The organism is Streptomyces muensis (assembly GCF_021474425.1).
GTDB classification, from domain to species: Bacteria; Actinomycetota; Actinomycetes; order Streptomycetales; family Streptomycetaceae; genus Streptomyces; species Streptomyces muensis.
Map to the genome: position 1 here is coordinate 1 of NZ_JAKEIP010000176.1, position 17,663 is coordinate 17,663.

At 70.6% G+C, this 17,663-nt stretch carries 15 protein-coding genes and 2 pseudogenes; 8 read left to right on the forward strand and 9 right to left on the reverse strand.

Annotation, left to right across the window (positions count from 1 at the left end):
• The 3 genes from L0P92_RS30680 to L0P92_RS30690 form a co-directional block, all read right to left on the reverse strand.
• Positions 1-418 (reverse strand): TetR/AcrR family transcriptional regulator (locus L0P92_RS30680; RefSeq protein ID WP_234766308.1); only part of this gene is annotated, 418 nt, incomplete at its 3' end.
• Between the two features lie 39 nt (positions 419-457).
• Positions 458-2,131, reverse strand: a complete 1,674-nt coding sequence (locus L0P92_RS30685; protein WP_234766309.1) for a class I adenylate-forming enzyme family protein — start codon at positions 2,129-2,131, stop codon at positions 458-460.
• The gene (locus L0P92_RS30690) at positions 2,128-2,901 is read right to left on the reverse strand and encodes an SDR family oxidoreductase (protein WP_234766310.1); all 774 of its coding nucleotides are present in this window, start codon (positions 2,899-2,901) and stop codon (positions 2,128-2,130) included. The genes L0P92_RS30685 and L0P92_RS30690 overlap by 4 nt, the downstream gene beginning before the upstream one ends.
• Positions 2,902-3,088: 187 nt before the next feature.
• Here L0P92_RS30690 and L0P92_RS30695 point away from each other — a divergent pair, with 187 nt between their 5' ends.
• Positions 3,089-4,321, forward strand: coding sequence for an exo-beta-N-acetylmuramidase NamZ family protein (locus L0P92_RS30695; protein WP_234766311.1), 1,233 nt, complete (start codon positions 3,089-3,091; stop codon positions 4,319-4,321).
• Between the two features lie 106 nt (positions 4,322-4,427).
• A pseudogene (locus L0P92_RS30700) lies at positions 4,428-5,785 on the forward strand (serine-threonine protein kinase).
• Positions 5,786-5,818: 33 nt separating this feature from the next.
• Here L0P92_RS30700 and L0P92_RS30705 read toward each other — a convergent pair.
• A complete protein-coding gene (locus L0P92_RS30705; protein ID WP_234766312.1) occupies positions 5,819-8,617 on the reverse strand; it encodes a penicillin acylase family protein in 2,799 nt (932 codons plus the stop codon).
• A 231-nt stretch (positions 8,618-8,848) separates the two neighbouring features.
• Here L0P92_RS30705 and L0P92_RS30710 point away from each other — a divergent pair, with 231 nt between their 5' ends.
• Both L0P92_RS30710 and L0P92_RS30715 read left to right on the forward strand, forming a co-directional pair.
• Complete coding sequence (locus tag L0P92_RS30710) at positions 8,849-9,454, forward strand: hypothetical protein (RefSeq protein WP_234766313.1); 606 nt, start codon at positions 8,849-8,851, stop codon at positions 9,452-9,454.
• Positions 9,455-9,534: 80 nt separating this feature from the next.
• Positions 9,535-10,263 (forward strand): 3-keto-5-aminohexanoate cleavage protein, encoded by a 729-nt coding sequence (locus L0P92_RS30715; RefSeq protein ID WP_234766314.1) that lies wholly within the window; start codon positions 9,535-9,537, stop codon positions 10,261-10,263.
• A gap of 177 nt (positions 10,264-10,440) precedes the next feature.
• Here the strand turns inward: L0P92_RS30715 and soxR are convergent, their stop codons facing one another.
• Positions 10,441-10,932, reverse strand: coding sequence for a redox-sensitive transcriptional activator SoxR (soxR, locus tag L0P92_RS30720; protein ID WP_234766315.1), 492 nt, complete (start codon positions 10,930-10,932; stop codon positions 10,441-10,443).
• 107 nt (positions 10,933-11,039) lie between these two features.
• On the opposite strand from soxR, the gene L0P92_RS30725 reads away from it, so the two are divergent.
• The gene (locus L0P92_RS30725) at positions 11,040-11,501 is read left to right on the forward strand and encodes a MaoC family dehydratase (RefSeq protein WP_048586061.1); all 462 of its coding nucleotides are present in this window, start codon (positions 11,040-11,042) and stop codon (positions 11,499-11,501) included.
• Between the two features lie 25 nt (positions 11,502-11,526).
• On the opposite strand, the gene L0P92_RS30730 is transcribed toward L0P92_RS30725, so the two are convergent.
• The 3 genes and pseudogenes from L0P92_RS30730 to L0P92_RS30740 form a co-directional block, all read right to left on the reverse strand.
• Positions 11,527-12,150, reverse strand: a complete 624-nt coding sequence (locus L0P92_RS30730) for a TetR/AcrR family transcriptional regulator (RefSeq protein ID WP_234766316.1) — start codon at positions 12,148-12,150, stop codon at positions 11,527-11,529.
• A gap of 104 nt (positions 12,151-12,254) precedes the next feature.
• A complete protein-coding gene (locus L0P92_RS30735; protein WP_234766317.1) occupies positions 12,255-12,500 on the reverse strand; it encodes a YiaA/YiaB family inner membrane protein in 246 nt (81 codons plus the stop codon).
• Between the two features lie 59 nt (positions 12,501-12,559).
• Positions 12,560-13,712 (reverse strand): annotated as a pseudogene (locus tag L0P92_RS30740) (acyl-CoA dehydrogenase family protein).
• 100 nt (positions 13,713-13,812) lie between these two features.
• On the opposite strand from L0P92_RS30740, the gene L0P92_RS30745 reads away from it, so the two are divergent.
• The 3 genes from L0P92_RS30745 to L0P92_RS30755 all read left to right on the forward strand — a co-directional run bounded on the left by L0P92_RS30745 (position 13,813) and on the right by L0P92_RS30755 (position 16,300).
• Positions 13,813-14,454 carry a TetR/AcrR family transcriptional regulator gene (locus L0P92_RS30745; protein ID WP_234766318.1) on the forward strand — a complete coding sequence of 214 codons (642 nt, stop codon included), beginning with the start codon at positions 13,813-13,815 and terminating at the stop codon, positions 14,452-14,454.
• Between the two features lie 46 nt (positions 14,455-14,500).
• Positions 14,501-15,211: an ArsR/SmtB family transcription factor gene (locus tag L0P92_RS30750; RefSeq protein ID WP_372497356.1), complete on the forward strand. Its 711-nt coding sequence runs from the start codon at positions 14,501-14,503 to the stop codon at positions 15,209-15,211.
• A gap of 147 nt (positions 15,212-15,358) precedes the next feature.
• A complete protein-coding gene (locus L0P92_RS30755; protein ID WP_234766320.1) occupies positions 15,359-16,300 on the forward strand; it encodes a DMT family transporter in 942 nt (313 codons plus the stop codon).
• A gap of 1 nt (position 16,301) precedes the next feature.
• Here the strand turns inward: L0P92_RS30755 and L0P92_RS30760 are convergent, their stop codons facing one another.
• Positions 16,302-17,624: an MFS transporter gene (locus L0P92_RS30760; RefSeq protein WP_234766321.1), complete on the reverse strand. Its 1,323-nt coding sequence runs from the start codon at positions 17,622-17,624 to the stop codon at positions 16,302-16,304.
• Between the last annotated feature and the right edge of the window lie 39 nt (positions 17,625-17,663).

Here is a 17,663-nt window from a genome sequence, read left to right on the forward strand (position 1 = left end):
CGATCAGCGCACGGAAGCGTTCGTGGTAGCGCCGCCGCTCGGCCCGCACTTGCTTGTTCTTCTCGGGACTCAGGTGATGCATCGAGCGGAAGAAGATCATCGCGTCGTCGAGGTTCTCGATGGTCGTCACCACGACGTCCGCCGCCGCCCCCCGCAACCTCTTCTCGATCGGCTCGTCCGCGTCCGCGAACGCGTCCAGCCGCTCCTGCTGAACCCGCAGCACACGCGCGTACACCTCGTGCAGCAGGTCGTCCTTGGAACCGAAGTAGTGGTAGAGCGCCCCCTTGGTGACGCCCGCCGCCTCCACGATCTCCTGCACCGAGGTGCGGTCGTAGCCACGCTCGGCGAAGAGCCGGGTGGCGGCGGCGAGCAGCCGCTGCGGGACGGGCGTACCGTCTCCGTCCGTCGTCCTGGCCACTGTGCCGCCACCTGCCCTTCCGAGATGTCTGCCGACTGTCTAGCCGTCGTTCACGCGGGAACGAAGTTCCCGTCGCAGGATCTTGCCACTTGCCGTCTTCGGCAGGTCGGGCAGGATCTCCACCTGACGCGGATATTTGTAGGCGGCCAGTCTCTCCTTGCAGTACTCGGCGAGTGCGCCGGGGGCGGTTTCGGCACCCGGACGGAGGCTGATGTACGCCTTGACGGTCTCCCCGCGGTACCCGTCGGGCACCCCCACGACGGCGGCCTCGCGCACCGCCGGGTGGGTGTAGAGCACGTCCTCGACCTCGCGCGGCCAGACCTTGAAGCCGGACGCGTTGATCATGTCCTTCTTGCGGTCGACGACGTACAGCCAGCCCTCGGCGTCCATGAAGCCGATGTCCCCGGTGCGCAGTTCGCCGTCGGGGAAGGTCTCGGCGGTGGCGTCGGGGCGCCGCCAGTAGCCGGGGACGACCTGCGGGCCACGGACGAGGATCTCGCCCTGTTCGCCGAAGGGGACCTCCTGGCCCTGGTCGTCGACGATCCGTACGACGGTCTCGGGACCGGGCAGACCGACGGCCAGCGTGCCGGAGACGGGGTCGACGGGCGCCTCCAGGCCGGGCGGCACGGACGCGCAGGGCGCGGTGCACTCGGTGAGCCCGTACCCGTTGCGGATGTACGGCCCGAAGCCGGCCCGGAACTTCTCCACCAGGGCGGGCGGCAGCGGGGCGCCGCCGGAGGAGATCATCCGGAAGGACGCGAAGTGGTCACGGGTGACGGCCGGGTGGGCGGCGAGCGCCATGAAGGCCGTGGACGGGCCGACGGTGTAGTGCGGGCCGTGTTCGGCGAACGCGTCGAGCACCACCCCCGCCTCGAAGCGGTACGCCAGCACGAGCGTGCCCGCGCTGTCGAGACAGGCGCCGAGCTGGCAGACCATCCCGGTGATGTGGAACAGCGGCGCCAGGGCGAAGTAGACGGGCGCCTCGGGCAGTTCAAGACCGGTCGCCTGCCGCTCGGCGTTGTACATGATGTTGCCGTGCGTGTTGGTGGCGCCCTTGGGGGTGCCGCTGGTGCCCGAGGTGTAGCTGATCAGCGCGATGTCGGACGGCCCGAGGTCACGGCCCTCGGGCGCCTTGTGCCCGGCGCGGGCCACGGACGTCAGGTCGTCGGCGTCGTCGGCCTGCGGGAGCCGTTCGAAGGACAGCACGCGCGCGTCGTTGCGCGTCTGGAAATCCAACTCGCACCCGGTGAGCACGATCCGTACCGGCGAGTCCGCCGCCGTATCGCGCAGATACGACTCCCAGGCCCGGTCGGAGCAGATCAGCGCGGCCACCTCACCGTCCCGCAGGACATGGCGGACCTCCCCCGACTTGTACATCGGGTTGACGGGCACGACGACCGCCCCCGCCTTCCAGGCGCCCAGCAGGGCGAGCACGAAGTGCGGGGAGTTCTGCAGCAGGATCGCCACCCGGTCGCCGCGCTCCAGGCCACGGGCGGCGAGGTGCCCGGCGACGGAGTCGCTGAGCTCGTCGACCTCGCGGTAGGTCAGGCGGCCGTCGAAGTAGGCGAGGAAGGTGCGCTCCGGGGTCTCGGCGACCACCCGGCGCAGGGCATGCACGAGGGTGTGGGCGGGGTCGACGGGCGCGCGCTGGGCGTCGGACAGCAGGGCCAGCCAGGGCTTGGCCGCGTACCGGGAGGCGGAGGCGTCGGTCATCGGGCCTCTTCCCACTTCTGCTGGATGTGGTTCATGCCGGCCAGCCAGCGGTCGGGCGTGGCGGCCCGCGCCTCGTAGTATCCGGCGACCTCGGGGTGCGGAAGGATCAGGAAGCGATCCTCCGCCATGCCCTTGAACAGCGCGTCCGCGACGTCCTCCGGCGCGATGGCGGTGGGCTTCAGCACCAGGTCCCCCGCGCTGCCGGTGGCGTCCAGCATGTCGGTGCGCACACCCTGCGGACAGATGGCATGGACCTTCACGCCGCGGTGCCGGTACGTCAGCGACAGGTACTCGGCGAAGGCGTAGGCGCCGTGCTTGGTGACGGCGTAGGGCGCGGCGCCGATCATGGTGAGCAGCCCGGCGGCGGAGACGGTGGAGACGAACCGTCCGCTGCCGCGCTCCAGCCAGCCCGGGAGCAGTGCGTTCGCGGCCCGCACGTGTGCCATGACGTTGACGTCCCAGGACACCGCCCAGGACTTCTCGTCGAGCGGCTCCCCCGGCTCCTCGCCTCCGAAGGCGACCCCGGCGTTGGCGCAGTAGACGTCGACGGTGCCACCGAGCGCGTCCCGGGCCTCGGAGACGATCGAGGAGGCGTCACCGGGTACCGCGACACCCCCGATCTCGTCGGCGACCGCCTGGGCCTTGCCGACGTCCAGGTCGTTGACAACGACCCGAGCCCCTTCGGCGGCGAAGCGACGGGCCAGCGCGGCCCCGATACCGCCTCCCGCTCCTGTGACGACAACTCCGGCGTCTCGCAGGGCTTCCACCATCGGTCTCCTTATGACTGCGGCTCTACAGCGTGGCCAGACTAACCGGTCGGTATGTAACAAGGAAGGGGTGCGGATACGCCCCAGGGGCGCGGGGCTGTATCGATATGCGGCTCCGCCGCGTGGGCGCGACAAGCCACGATGTACCCGCACCTTCCCCACAACCTGCGGTAGCAATACCGTGCCCCCCATGCGCCTATCCAGACGAGCTCTCCTCGCAGCGACAACGGCAGCAGTCACCATCCCCGCCACCACCGCGGCACACTCGGCCGAGCGCCGCACACAAACCGGCTTCGAGCGCCTCAGAGCCGACGGCTACGCACCCCTCGACGGCCAACGCGTCGGCATCGTCACCAACCCCACCGGCGTCACCCGAGACGTCCGCCACATCGTCGACGTCATGCACGCCGACGACAGGGTGAACCTACGGGCCGTCTTCGGCCCGGAACACGGCTTCCGAGGCACCGCCCAGGCCGGCGGCTCCGAAGGCCGCTACGACGACCCGGCGACCGGCCTCCCGGTCTACGACACGTATCTCAAGAGCGGTCAGCCCCTCGCCGACATCTTCACGGCCTCCGGCGTCGACACCGTCGTCTTCGACATCCAGGACGTGGGCGCCCGCTTCTACACCTACATCTGGACCCTCTACGACTGCATGGAGGCGGCCCGGCTCGCCGGCAAGCGCTTCGTCGTACTGGACCGGCCGAACCCGGTGACCGGACGCTCGGCCCAGGGCCCGGTCCTGCACAAGGAGTTCGCCACCTTCGTCGGCCGGGAGCCGATCTCGCAGGCGCACGGCATGACGGTCGCCGAGCTGGCGCTGCTGTTCAACGGGGAGTTCCTCACCGCGCCGGTGCCGCTGGAGACCGTACGGATGACGGGCTGGCGGCGATCCGACTTCTACGACGCCTCCGGCCTGCCGTGGGTGCCGCCGAGCCCGAACATGCCGACCCCGGACACCGCACTCGTCTACTCGGGCACCTGTCTCTTCGAGGGCACCAACCTCTCCGAGGGCCGCGGCACCACCCGCCCCTTCGAGCTGCTGGGCGCCGAGGGCATCGACGGCCGCTGGGCCGCGGCGGCGAACGAACTCCGGCTGCCCGGCGTGCACTTCAGGGAGGCGTACTTCGCGCCGACCTTCTCGAAGTTCCAGGGCAAGACCGTCGGCGGCGTGCAGATCCACGTCCACGACCGTGCCGCCTACGACCCCGTCCGCACCGGAATCGGCCTGCTGGTGACCGCGAAGCAGGTGTGGAGCGGCTTCGCCTGGCGCTCGGACAACTGGATCGACAAGCTCACCGGCAACACGCGCGTGCGCACGCTGATCGACGCGGGCGCGAGCACCGACGAGGTGGTCGGGGACTGGCAGCGGGAGCTGTCGGCGTTCCGCCGGACCCGCCGGGAGTACCTGCTGTACAAATGAGCGCCCCCGTCGTGTGCCTCTGACGGGTGACGACGTATGGCCAATCCCGCCCGGTAGCAGGACGATGCGCCCGTATCGCACGCTTCGGGGGACGAGGGGGCCTGTCATGGCGGAACCGGCAATGAGCGTGACTCCCTACTGGGAGCTGACCTTCGACGCGGACGGGGATCCGGACGCCGCACGGCGGGACCGGCTGCTGGCCGGGGTGGCGCGGCACGGCGTCCGTGATCTGATCGTCTTCGCGCACGGCTGGAACAGCGACCGCTCGGGGGCGACGCGGCTCTACGACCGCTTCTTCGCGCCGATCCCGCAGCTCGCTCCGGCGGCGCGGATCGGGTACGTCGGCGTGGTCTGGCCGTCGATGCGGTTCTCCGACGAGCCGATCCCGGACTTCCCGCGGGCCGTGGCGGCCGAGATGCCCCGTCGGCCGGTGCTCGACAAGGACACCCGGCACGCGCTGCTGGAGACGTTTCCCGGGCGGGCGACCGTGATCGACCAGATCGCGCGGATGCTGGACCAGCAGCCGCGGGAGGAAGCGGAGTTGGAGGAGTTCGGGCGGCTGGTGCGGATGCTGGTGGACGTCGTGCCGCCGGGACCGCAGGCGCTGTTCGCGGCGGACACGCTGTGCGAGGGGGTGCCGCAGGACTCCCCGGACCTGTTCTCCGGCTCGACCGCCGCGCTGTGCGAGGAGTTCGCGCGGGCGCTTGCGCAGCTCGAAGCGCCGGACGGAGCACCGTCGGAGGCGACACCCTCGGGCAGTGCTCCGGACGGCGCGGCCTCGTTCTCGTTGCCGAATCCCTGGGAGGGTGCGCACGAGCTGCTGCGGCAGGCGACGTACTACGCCATGAAGCGGCGCGCGGGGACGGTCGGTGAGCGTGGGCTCGGCCGCGTGGTCGGGCAGCTGGCCGAGCGGTCGGACGAGGTGCGGGTGCATCTCGTCGGGCACAGCTTCGGCGCCCGGCTGGTGTCGTTCGCGCTGCGCGGGCTGCCGAAGGGGGTGCGCACGGTGAAGTCCGTGACGCTGCTCCAAGGTGCCTTCTCGCACTACGCGTTCGCGTCCCGGCTGCCTCACGACGCACGGGCGAGCGGGGTGCTGGAGGGGCAGCAGAACGGGTCGACGGACCGCTGGTGTGCTGTTACTCGCGGCACGACTCGGCGCTGTCGACCATGTATCCGCTGGCCTCCCGGATGGCGGGGGACGCGCGCGGGGTCGCGGCCGTGGACGTCGGACGGATGCTGGGTGACAAGTGGGGGGCGATGGGGCACGACGGAGTGCGGGCGGTGCCGGGGACCCGGTCGTTGAAGCTGGCCGACGCGCTGAAGGCGAAGCTGCCGACCTCGGGGTGCGTGAACGTCGACGCGGCGGCTGTCGTCAAGCGGGGCGGGCCGCCGGCGGGGGCGCACAGCGACATCGTGCACCGGGAGCTGGCGCGGGTGGTGCTGGCGGCGGGCCGTGTCCACTGACCCGCCGCCGCTCGACGTGCTCTCGCCCGTCCGTCACCTGTGGGACGTGAACTCCACGACCTGCTGATACGTCGGCCGGTTCTGCCAGCTGATCTTGCCGTGCTTGATGCCGCCCAGCGTGCGCTGAACGATCGAGTCGGCGCACCACTGGTCGCCGGCCGAGCACTGTTCGTCGCCCGGGTAGACCTGGGCCGCGGTCTTGCCGGCCGCCTCCTTCAGGGTGCTGATCAGCAGGTCCCGGCAGGCGCTGAGGCTGCCGCCGCCGCAGTACTTCCGGTCCAGCGGGCCCTGGACGGACTCGCCGAGGACGGCCCTGATGTCCTTGTCGACGTAGGACCACCAGCCGTACTGGAAGGAGCTTCCGGCGTGCGAGCCGGTCGGGCCGTGGCCGGCCGACGGGGACTCGTCGACGGGCAGGTTGTTCGTCATCGCGCCGTACAGCTCACTCCCGAGACCGGGTTCGAACTCGGCCTTCACCAGCAGCGGCCACCACGCGTCCAGGATGCGGATCGCGTCGGCGTCGGCGTACTTCTTCGAACCGGCCGACGTCTCGGTGCGCTTGCCTCCGGCCGAGAGCCATGTCTGCAGCTTGCTCACGGCCGCGGCGGCGGTGGAGTCGGTCACGGTCGAGCTGTTGACGACCTTGAGCAGATCCGGCAGTACGTCCTCGGCCCGCAGGTCGGCCAGGCCCGCGTCGGCCATCGCCTTCACCAGCGAGGCCCGGGTCACCCCACCCGCGTCGACCAGCTTCTTCACCCGGTTCTCCAGCAGGTTGCCACGGTGGACGGAGCCGTCGCCCCAGGGGGCGGTGGTGTAGTCCTTGGCCTGCTTGTTGTTCCAGGAGATGTAGTAGTCCTGGTCGATGGAGTTGGGGTGGGCCGAGGGCGGGGTGTACTGGGCGGTGTTGGTCACCGGGTCCCAGCCGCGCCACTCGTAGGCCTGCTGTGCCCAGACCGGGAACTCCGCGTCGACGCCGGTCGCCCGGACCGGGTTGTCGCCGCTGTTGTAGTAGGCGGTGTGCTCGGAGTCCACGTAGAACCAGTTGAAGGTGTAGTTGATGTGCTGCACCGCCTTCTGGAAGTCCTCCGGGCCCTTGACGTAGTCCGGGTCGTTCAGCATCTGGAAGCCGATGATCGAGTCGGCCTCGTGCAGATAGGACGAGCGCAGGGTGGTGTAGGCGACCTTCTTGCCGCCGACGGTCGCGCGATGCGTCACGGGACCGTACTTCGTGCGCCAGACCCGCATCGTGTACGAGCCCTCGGGGGTGCTGTCGGCGGTCGTCGGCTTCCAGGCGTTCTTCTGCTCGACCTTGTCCATGGCGGTGCAGGTGCCGCGGTACAGGTAGTGGTGGTCGTCCTGGCAGAGCTCGACGGCGTAGGTGTCGATGATGTCCTGGCCGGAGGTGGTGGCGCTCCAGGAGTAGTCCTGGCCGCGGCCGAGCTCGACGTACATGCTCAGGCCGGCGAAGGAGGCGCCGCGGGCGCTGATGCCGGGGCCCTGGATCTCCTGGAGCAGGAGCAGCTGGGGCGCGAAGTAGCCGGTCTGCGGGCCGAAGACGGCGACCGGGTGGCCGCTGGCGGTGTGCTCGCCGCCCACCACCAGGGCGTTGGACATGCCGCGCTTGGCGGAGGTCATGGCGGTCTTGGCCGCCGTGGTCGAGGCGGTGCTCGCGGCAGAGCCGGCCGCGCTGCCGGTGCGGTCGTGGACGAGTTGTTCCTCGGTGACCGACCCGGCGTCCGGGAGTGCCTCGCCCTGGGGGTCGTCGGGCTTGGTGGCGTAAGGGAAGCTCTTGTCGTGGACGGTGACGACCGCCTCGGGGTCGTTGCGCTCGCGGAACGACTCCCACAGCTTGGTGCCCTCGGCGACGCCGTACTTCTCCTGGGCGGCCAGCAGGGAGATCGCGTTGTTGACCTCGCCGCCGCCTCCGGAGCCGAACAGGGCGCCGATCACGGAGCCCAGCGCGACCAGGTCGGTGATCTTGAAGTGCTCGATGGTGCCGGCGTTGGTGACGGAGTCCTTGTGGCCGGTCAGGACGTACTCGCCGGGGAAGTAGCGGCCGCTGTCGGAGGCGTCGATATAGGCGTTGATGCCGTCGAGGTAGGCCTTGGCGTCGGCGAGGGCCAGCCGGCCGCGTTCGCCGTTGGTGGCGACCGCGTTGTCGATCTGGGCCTGGAGATCGGCTTCTGTGTAAGGGGCGTTGCGCCAGAACTGCTGCTCCAGGCCCTGGTTGGAGGGCGCGCCGCCGGCGAAGGAGGTGAGCTGGCCGCGTCCGACGTGGCGGAAGACGTCCATGAGCCACAGCCGGTCCTGGGCGGCCGCATAGCCGGCGCCGAACTCCGTGCCGTATCTGGTGGTACCGGTGATGTGCGGCACACCCGTCTTCTTGTCACGAACGATCGTCACATCGCCGCGCCCGGCGGGATTGACGGTGGAGGCGACTTGGTCGGACGGTACGCCGAACGAGGCGTCGTTGAAGAAGTTGTTGATCGTCGCGTTGGTCAGACCGGAGTGGCCCTTGGCCAGGTTGGCGTAGGGGCCGAGCTGGTCCGAGGCGTGTTCGGGCATGGAGCCGAAGGCCTGGTTGAGCAGGATCTGGGCCAGGGTGGCATTGCCGTTCTGACCAGGCGGAAGGATGTCGGAACACTGGTTCCCGCAGTGGTCGGCGACAGCCGTCGCCTCGGCCGCCGCCGCTGGGGACGCGCCGACCGCCGGGGAAAGCGGCGACAAAAGACCGGCAATCAGAACGCATATGGATGCGGTCTTCAGGAACCCGGGGAATCTGCCGGGAGTTCTCAATCCGACTAGGGCGTTGCGTGGGGTACGCCGTGGCATGGCCGCTCCTACCGACGAGGGTGAGCCGGGATGTTACCGGCGGTATCCCCGGGATTGAAGATGAACATGCGTCACGTTTGGGAGTCGCCAGGGCTCGCGATGAAGGTCATCGGAAATCGGATGGAGCCGAATCGCATGTCGATACGTCTATTCGTCAACGTCGCGCGAAGTCCGTGCGGCGACGCCGAAGTGACCGAAGTACAGGTGCAGGTGTGACGGAGGTGCAGGGCGATGGCCGGTTTCCGGAGTCTGGCGAGACAGGTGCGCGATCCGCGGTGCGATCTGGCGCTACGGCGCTACTCGCTGCGTAAGTGCCTTGAGCGGTTCGCTCCTTACGGGCACAGGGCGACCTGGGACCACTTGTGCTCCCGGGCAGGGTTCGGTCCCGAGGACCGCTCTCCCGATCCTGCGCGGCTCGTGGCCGCGTTGGACGAGCTGGAGGAGGCGCGTTCGGTCTGGCTGGCCTATGAGGTCGAGTTCGCCGAGCGGCGCAAGAAGGAAAAGCACGATGGACTGCGCAGGCCGGGCAGTGTGGACGACTGGCACCGGCTGACCTGGGGCGGTTTCGGAGTCGCCTGGTGCGACAACCCCCGGGTCCACCCGAACGAACCGCTGGCCGAGGTGCTGCGCCGGCTGATCTCCGCGCTGGAGCGGGACCCGGGCTGCGAGTGCCCGGCGTGCGGCGGGGACCGGCTGATCTACAAGTACGACCTGGCCCATGAACCGTCGTCGGGCCCGGTCTGCACCGAGTGCGGGATCGTCGTACCGCGTCCGGTTCTCACGCCCGAAGCGCTGGCGGCGTCACGGCGCGAGCGGCGACTGCTCATGTCCGCCTAGTACGACGGGGGTGCGCCGGGGATGCCGCACCCCCTCCTGTAGAGGCCCCCGTTGTCAGTGCCGGCTGGCACCATCAGGACATGATCCAGGTGTGTCTGAACGGGACCCGAGGTGCCGAGGACGGCGCCGTGGTGCCGCTCTCTCCGCAGGCGCTGGCCGACTCCGCGGCCGAGGCGGTCGCGGCCGGAGCCACCGACATCCATGTCCACGCCAAGACTCCCTGCGGACAGGACAGCCTGTCCCCCCGCGTGCTCACGCCGACACTGGAGGCGATACGGGCCCGGGTGACGGTGCCGGTGGGGGTGACCACGGGCGCCTGGGCGGAACCGGACCCGGCGGCCCGGGTGGCACGCATACGAAGCTGGACGGTTCTGCCGGACCACGCCTCGGTCAACTGGCACGAGGAAGGCGCCGGGGACGTGGCCGCCGCGCTGATCGAGCGGGGCGTGGGCGTCGAGGCGGGCATCTGGTCGGGCACGGACGGCGCGGCACGGTTCACCGGCTCACCGCTGGGGCCGAGGGTGCTGCGCGTGCTGGCCGAGGTGACGGACCGCTCCGCGGACACAGCCGAGGACAGCGCACTCACCCTGCTCGCCGACCTGGGCTCGGCGTTCGGCCGTCCGGTGCTCCTGCACGGGGAGGACGCCGGGGCGTGGCCGGTACTGCGACTGGCCGGACGACTGGGGCTCGCGACCCGCGTCGGCCTGGAGGACACGCTGCTCCTGCCGGACGGGGAACGGGCTTTGTCCAACGCCCGGTTGGTGACGGCGGGCCTGCTCCAGTACGGGCGTTCCCGGCGCTCGGCGTAAGGGCCCGCACCGGCCGGGGAGGTGCCGCCTGCGCCGCGGCCCACCAAGGGGCGCGGACTGTGTCGATATGCGGCTCCGCCGCGTGGGCGCGACCAGCCACCCACCACCCGCGGCCGCCGTCGAACCCGGGGCCCCGAGCTCATGGGCGACAAACCCGACCCCGGCCAGACCGCACCGTCAACTGCACCCCTCGCCCCGCCGCCCACGCCCTCCCCCTTGCTCCACCATCAACCGCGACCCCGTGAGCCGTTCGCCGAACACATCGTCCGGGTTGGAGAGGACACAGGTGTCCAGCGACAGACACCCGCAGCCGATGCAGTCGGTCAAGTGGTCGCGCAGACGGTTCAGCTGCTTGATGCGCTCGTCCAGCTCCGAACGCCACGCCTCCGACAGCCGCGCCCAGTCGTCGTGCGTGGGCGTGCGCTCCTCGGGGAGTTCGGCGAGGGCGTCGCGGATCGTCGCCAGGGGGATGCCGACGCGTTGCGCCGCCCGGACGAAGGCGACCCGGCGCAGGGTGTCACGGGAGTAGCGGCGCTGGTTGCCGGAGGTGCGCCGGCTGCTGATCAAGCCCTTGGACTCGTAGAAGTGCAGGGCGGACACCGCGGCGCCGCTCCGGGCGGAGAGCTGGCCGACCGTGAGCTCGTGGATCTTCTCGGGGATCTGGGGCACGCCCTCAAACCTACCTACCGCGTCACACCACCGGTCCATTGACAGGGGCTTCACGCCCTAGCATGCTAAGCAGTTGCTTAGACATACGCGACGCGAGAGGCCTGGACATGGCTGAGCCGAGGATCTTCACGTCCGCCGACGACCTGAAGGCGGCGGTGGGCGAGCAGCTGGGGTACACCGACTGGCTGGAGGTCGACCAGAAGCGGATCGATCTGTTCGCGGAGGCCACCGGCGACCACCAGTGGATCCACGTGGACCCCGAGAAGGCCGCCGCGGGCCCCTTCGGGACCACCATCGCCCACGGGTACCTCACCCTGTCGCTGCTGCCGCTCTTCGGACCTCAGCTCATCAAGGTCGAGAACGTGAAGATGGGCGTCAACTACGGGACCAACAAGGTGCGTTTCCCCGCCCCCGTGCCCGTCGGATCGCGGCTGCGCGCCACCGCCACCATCACCGGCGTCGAGGACGTGACGGGCGGCGTCCAGGTCGCCGTCGCGTTCACCGTGGAGCGCGAGGGCGGGGACAAGCCGGTGTGCGTCGCCGAGTCCGTCTCGCGGTACTACCTGTAGGCGGACCCCGCCGCCCAGGTGGGGCCTACTTGGCTCCCACCATCCGCAGCACGAGGTCGGCGTCCAGCGCGCCGACCTCCTCGGGCGTCCAGGGACCGTCGACGTTGAACCAGCGGGCCACGTCGATGCAGAGCGACATGACGGCCAGGGTGGTGCCCTTCACGTCCAGGACGTCGAAGTCACCGGCCGCCACCCCGTCCTCGATGATCCCGCGCACCTCGGCGTCGCACTGCCGGCGCAGCGCGAGGATCTCGTCGCGGGCGTCCGGGCCGAGGGAGTCCAGTTCGTACTGCACGACCCGCGCGGTGGTACGCCCCCCGGCGTGCCAGCGGACGAAGGAGCTCACGGCGTCGGCGAGCCGCTCGGCGGGGCTGCCCTCGCGCCGGGCCGCCGTCCGCAGGATCTCCAGGGCCTTCTCGTGGCCGATCCTGCTGATGCGGTGGAGGAGCTCTTCCTTGGTCTTGTAGTGGATGTAGAGCGCGGCCGGGCTCATGCCGGCGCGGCCGGCGATGTCACGGGTCGTGGTGGCGTGGTAGCCGCGCTCGGCGAAGGCCTCCACGGCGGCGATCAGCAGCCGCCGGGCCGCGTCGGGCGTGACCTCACCCCACGCCGACGTCTCGCCGCCGGCCGTCTCCTCCGCCGTACTCATCGCTCACTCGCCCCTCTCGCTGACAGAGGAACCACCATACCGCCCCGGGTGAGCGAGCGCTTAGTACGCTGCCCGTCCGGGGGCATGCCGGACCTCCGGGGCTGTCAGAGCTTCTCGAAGGGGTGGTAGTCGCGCTGCGCGGCGTCCTGCCGGTCCCGGATCACCTTGGCGAGCGTGAAGGCGGAGGTGACGAGGTACAGGACGGCGATCCCGAGGAAGGCGCGCACCCAGGCGTCGGCGTTCAGCTTGAAGATGCCGATCGCCGTCGCACCCATGGCGACCGCGAAGGAGGCGACGGCCTGGCCGTAGAAGGCGGCGGTGTTCTGCTGCTTGCCCGATGCATCACTCATGGGGACAAGATTCGGCCGTGGTGGCCGCCGCCACATCCGTCGGAGTACCTAGGTGGTACTCAGAACGCCGAAACCCCGGTCAGCGCCCGCCCGATGACCAGTTTCTGGATCTGGCTCGTGCCCTCGTAGAGCGTCATCACCCGGGCGTCGCGCAGCAGTTTGCCCGCCGGGTACTCGTCGATGTAGCCGTAACCGCCGAAGACCTGGAGGGCGTTGTTCGCGGCGCGTACGGCGGCCTCCGAGGCGAACAGCTTGGCCTTGGAGGACTCGACGGCGAAGGGGAGCCCGCGGTCGATCAGGTCGGCGACCCGCCAGGGTCAGCAGCCGTGCCGCGTCCACGTCGACGGCGATGTCACTGATCAGCTCCTGGACCAGCTGGTGCTGGGCGATGGGCTTGCCGAACTGTTCGCGCTCCCCGGCGTACCGGACGGCCGCGTCCAGCGCGGCCTGCGCTATGCCGACGCAGCCCGCGGCGACCGACATCCGCCCCTTGGCCAGGGCCGACATCGCGACCGAGAAGCCCTTGCCCTCCTCCCCCAGCATGGCCGAGGCGGGCACCCGTACGTCCTCCAGCACCAGCTCGGCGGTGGCTTGGCCGCGCAGGCCCAGCTTGCCGTGGATGGTGCGGCGGGTCAGACCGGGGGTGCCGGTGGGGACGAGGAAGGCGGTCACGCCCTTGTGGCCGGGCACGTCGGTGGAGCGGGCGAAGAGCAGGACGACGTCGGCCCAGGTGCCGTTGGTGATGAACATCTTGGTGCCGTTGATGACGTAGTCGTCGCCGTCGCGCACGGCCCGCGTGGTGAGGTTGCCCGCGTCGGAGCCGGTGCCCGGCTCGGTGAGGCCGAAGCAGCCGACCAGCTCGCCCGAGGTGAGGCCGGGCAGCCAGCGGCGCTTCTGCTCCTCGCTCCCCCGGGCGGCGAGCGTCTTGGCGACCAGGCCGAGGGAGACGGACACGATGCCGCGCACGGACGAGTCACCGCGTCCCAGCTCCTCCGTGACCAGGCAGTACGCGAGATGGTCGCCGCCCGAGCCGCCGTACTCCTCGTCGATCGTCAGGCCCAGGAAGCCGACCTCGCCGAGCTTCTTGACGATCGCGCGGTCCACTTCCTCGGCGCGGTCCCACGCGACAACGTTGGGGGCGATCTCGCGGTCCACGAAGTCCCGGGCGAGCCGGCGGACGGCGGTCTGCTCCTCGCTGAGCTCCAGGTTCATGCAAAGTCACCCCATGTGAAAGCCGCAAGCCGCACTCTTGAAAGCCGTACATTTAAATTAGCACTGCTAGTTTCCGTTCGGCAGCCCTACTATGTGCGCCATGGCCCGACCGCGCAAGCCCCTCCTCAGCTACGACCGGATCGTCGAGACGGCGCGCGAACTCGTGGACGCGGAGGGTCTCGCGGCCCTCTCCACGCGTCTGCTCGCCGCCGAACTGGGCGTGAGCGGACCGTCCCTCTACAACCACTTCCGCACCAAGGACGAGATCCTCGAGGCGGTCGCCGACTCGGTCAGCGCGCAGGTCGACCTTTCGATGTTCGAGGACGGCCGGGACTGGCGGACCGCGCTGCACGACTGGGCCGTCTCCTACCGGGCCGCCCTGCGCGACCACCCGAACATCGTCCCGGTCCTGGCCCGCGGCCCCGGCCGCCGCCCGGCCGGACTGCGGCTCGCCGACGCCGTCTACGGCGCGATGGTCGCGGCGGGCTGGCCGCCTGCGCAGGCCACCTCCATCGGCGCGCTGATGCGGTACTTCATCATGGGCTCGGCGCTCGGCTCGTTCGCCGGGGGCTTCGTGGACGACGCGAGCGCGTACGACCCCGCCGACTACCCGCACCTCGGGCAGGCCCACCTCCTCGCCGAGCAGCAGGAGAAGATCGACGAGCGGGCCTTCGAGACGGGGCTGACGGCACTGCTGGACGGCCTCGCGCTCCAGTACGAGCAGGTCAGGCGCACCGCCTAGCACGCTTCGGCGCGCACCGAAGTGTCGGTGCCGCATGCTGGACCGCATGGCCTCCAAGGACCCCCAGGCACCGCACCTCGCACGCCTCGCCTCGCTCATCGCCGACGAGACCCGGGCGGCCTGTCTGCTGGCGCTGCTCGACGGTCGGGCCTGGACCGCCGGGGAGCTGGCGCGGCACGCCGGGGTCGCCGCGTCCACGCTGAGCGAGCACCTGGGCAAGCTCGTCGCGGGCGGGCTGCTCACCGAGGAGCGGCAGGGACGGCACCGGTACGTCCGGCTGGCCGACGCGCGGGTCGCCCAGCTGGTGGAGGACCTCGCCGCACAGGTCGGCCCGCGGGCGGACCAACGGCCCCGGAACCTACGGGAGTCCAGCGCCGGGTCCGCCATGGCGCGCGGGCGCACCTGCTACGACCATCTGGCCGGGCGGCTCGGCATCGCGGTCACGGACGCGTTGACCTCGCGGGGGCTGCTGCGGCAGGACACGGGGTTCGCGTTGACGGATGCGGGGGTCCGGTGGTTCGGAACCACCGGGATCTCCCTTGACCGGAGCGGTCGGCGTCCGCTGGCCCGCGCCTGTCTCGACTGGACGGAGCGGCGGCCTCATCTCGCGGGTGTCTCGGGCGCGGCGCTGTGCCGGCATGCGCTGGAGGCGGGGTGGTGTGTGCGGATCGGGTCGGAGCGGGCGGTGAAGGTGACTTCGTCGGGGGAGCGGGCGCTTTGGGAGCTGCTCGGTGTTGAGGCGAGGGTGCTGCGTTGACGGCTACGGGGGTGGGGGCTTCCCTGGTGGGCCGGCTGCGGGTGCGTCGTGGCTGGTCGCGCAGTTCCCCGCGCCCCTATAGGGGCGCTGCAGTCCCCGTCCGAAATCCGCGAGCCCCTGTCCCCCTTCCCTCCTAGCCTCTGGAGCATGATGAACGCCCCCTCTGCCCGCCGTACCGAACTCCTCGCAGCCGGCGCAGCCACCGTCACCGTCGTTCTCTGGGCCTCCGCCTTCGTCTCCATCCGCAGTGCGGGTGAGGAGTACTCGCCGGGCGCCCTCGCGCTGGGGCGGCTGCTCGTCGGGGCCGTGGTGCTGGTCGGCATCTGTCTGGTCCGGAGGGAGGGGGTGCCGCCCCGGGCGGCCTGGCCGGGCATCGCGATATCAGGGCTGCTCTGGTTCGGGTTCTACAGCGTCGTGCTGAACTGGGGCGAGCAGCAGGTGGACGCAGGTACGGCGGCGCTGGTCGTGAACATCGGGCCCATCCTCATCGCGCTGCTGGCCGCCCGGGTGCTCGGCGACCCGATGCCGCCGCGGCTGCTGGCGGGGATGGCGGTGTCGTTCGCCGGTGCGGTGACCGTGGGGCTGTCGATGTCGGGCGGGGGCGGATCGTCGGTGCTCGGGGTGGTGCTGTGTCTGCTCGCCGCGGTCGGATACGCGGGCGGCGTCGTGGCGCAGAAGCCGGCGCTCGGCCATGCCAGCGCGCTCCAGGTGACGACGTACGGGTGTCTGGTCGGGGCGGTCCTGTGTCTGCCCTTCGCCGGGCAGCTGGTCGGCGATGTGGCCGAGGCCTCCCTGTCCGCCACGCTCAACATGGTCTACCTGGGCGTCTTCTCGCTCGCGCTCGCCTTCACCACCTGGGCGTACGCCCTGGCCCGTACGACCGCCAGCAGTATGGGCGCGACCACGTACGCGGTGCCCGCGCTGGTCGTGCTGATGTCCTGGCTGGCACTGGGTGAGGTGCCGGGGCTGCTGACACTGGCGGGTGGGGCGCTGTGCCTGGCCGGGGTCGCCGTGTCGCGGTCCCGGACGCGAGCGGCCCGGGTCGTGGCAGCCACGCCGCAACCCGAGCAGACCCGTGAATCGGCGTGAGTCAGCGGGAACGCGCCCTGTCCGCGAGGACCTTGATGGACAGCAGGGCGATCACCGAGAGCCCGATGATGTAGCCGGACACCGCCATCGAGGTGCCCGTGGTCTCCAGCAGCAGGACCATGATGAACGGCGCGAGACCGCCGCCGAGCACGGCCGCGATCTGGTAGCCGAGGGAGGCGCCCGTGTAGCGCATCTCGGGCGTGAACAACTCGGCGAACAGGGCCGCCTGGGGGCCGTACATGATGCTGAGGAAGCAGCTGGTGACGAACGTGCCGACGGCCAGCCACAGCAGTGAGCCGGTGTCGATCAGCAGGAACATCGGTACCGCCCACAGGCCGATGCCGACCGCGCCGATCGCGTAGATGCGGATGCGGCCGATCTTGTCGGAGAGCGCGGCGGCGGCCGGGATCAGCACCAGCTGGGTGAGGCTGATGCAGAGCGAGACCATGAGGACAGCGCTCTTCTTCATGCCGAGTTCGCGGGTCGTGTAGTCGAGCACGCCGGTGATGATGATGTAGAAGGTCGCGGTGTTCACGGCGAAGGACCCGCCGGCGAGGAGGACCGTGCCGAGGTGGCCGCGCAGGATGGTGCGCAGCGGCGAGGACTGCTCGGCCTTCTCCTTCTCGGCCAGCTTCTTCTCCGCCTCGCGGAACTCGGGGGTCTCCTCGACGCGGGTGTGGATGTACCAGGCGAGCACGAGGACGAACAGGCCCACGAGGAACGGCACGCGCCAGGCCCAGGCGGCGAACTGCGCGTCGGTCGTGAACGCTCCGGCCAGCAGGAACACCGTGTTGGCGGTCACCACACCGATGGGGACGCCGAGCTGGACGAAGCTGCCGTAGACACCCCGCTTGCCCTCGGGGGCGTACTCGGTGGCCATCAGCATCGCGCCGCCCCACTGGGCGCCCACGGCGATGCCCTGGAGCACGCGGAAGAGGACCAGCAGGATCGGGGCGGCGACGCCGATCGTCTCGTACGTCGGGAGCAGGCCGATGCCGGTGGTGGCGAGGCCCATGAGGGTGAGCGCGAGGACCAGCATGGGCTTACGGCCGCGCTTGTCGCCGAGCTGGCCGGCGACGATGCCGCCGAGGGGGCGGGCGAGGAAGCCGACGGCGAAGGTGGCGAAGGAGGCGAGCACTCCGGCCGTGGGGCTGCCGGCCGGGAAGTAGAGGTCGCCGAGCACGAGGGCGGCGGCGATGCCGAAGACGAAGTAGTCGTACCACTCCACGGCGGAGGCGAGAGCGGCGGCGGTGGCCACGCGGCGGCGGTTGCCGTCGGCGGGCGCGGTGGTGGTGAGCGGTTGAGCGGAAGGTGCCGTGTCCATGCGTGCACACTCCGGGGGTGCGGGGGACGGAACGGGGGG

What these genes read in the sequence shown, in the direction of transcription:
- L0P92_RS30730 (WP_234766316.1), bottom strand. Translation starts at nt 12,150, where the DNA reads ATGAGTACGGCGGAGGAGACGGCCGGCGGCGAGACGTCGGCGTGGGGT.
- L0P92_RS30760 (WP_234766321.1), bottom strand. Translation starts at nt 17,624, where the DNA reads ATGGACACGGCACCTTCCGCTCAACCGCTCACCACCACCGCGCCCGCC.
- L0P92_RS30690 (WP_234766310.1), bottom strand. Translation starts at nt 2,901, where the DNA reads ATGGTGGAAGCCCTGCGAGACGCCGGAGTTGTCGTCACAGGAGCGGGA.
- L0P92_RS30735 (WP_234766317.1), bottom strand. Translation starts at nt 12,500, where the DNA reads ATGAGTGATGCATCGGGCAAGCAGCAGAACACCGCCGCCTTCTACGGC.
- L0P92_RS30755 (WP_234766320.1), top strand. Translation starts at nt 15,359, where the DNA reads ATGATGAACGCCCCCTCTGCCCGCCGTACCGAACTCCTCGCAGCCGGC.
- L0P92_RS30725 (WP_048586061.1), top strand. Translation starts at nt 11,040, where the DNA reads ATGGCTGAGCCGAGGATCTTCACGTCCGCCGACGACCTGAAGGCGGCG.
- L0P92_RS30715 (WP_234766314.1), top strand. Translation starts at nt 9,535, where the DNA reads ATGATCCAGGTGTGTCTGAACGGGACCCGAGGTGCCGAGGACGGCGCC.
- L0P92_RS30685 (WP_234766309.1), bottom strand. Translation starts at nt 2,131, where the DNA reads ATGACCGACGCCTCCGCCTCCCGGTACGCGGCCAAGCCCTGGCTGGCC.
- L0P92_RS30710 (WP_234766313.1), top strand. Translation starts at nt 8,849, where the DNA reads ATGGCCGGTTTCCGGAGTCTGGCGAGACAGGTGCGCGATCCGCGGTGC.
- L0P92_RS30695 (WP_234766311.1), top strand. Translation starts at nt 3,089, where the DNA reads ATGCGCCTATCCAGACGAGCTCTCCTCGCAGCGACAACGGCAGCAGTC.
- L0P92_RS30705 (WP_234766312.1), bottom strand. Translation starts at nt 8,617, where the DNA reads ATGCCACGGCGTACCCCACGCAACGCCCTAGTCGGATTGAGAACTCCC.
- L0P92_RS30745 (WP_234766318.1), top strand. Translation starts at nt 13,813, where the DNA reads ATGGCCCGACCGCGCAAGCCCCTCCTCAGCTACGACCGGATCGTCGAG.
- L0P92_RS30750 (WP_372497356.1), top strand. Translation starts at nt 14,501, where the DNA reads ATGGCCTCCAAGGACCCCCAGGCACCGCACCTCGCACGCCTCGCCTCG.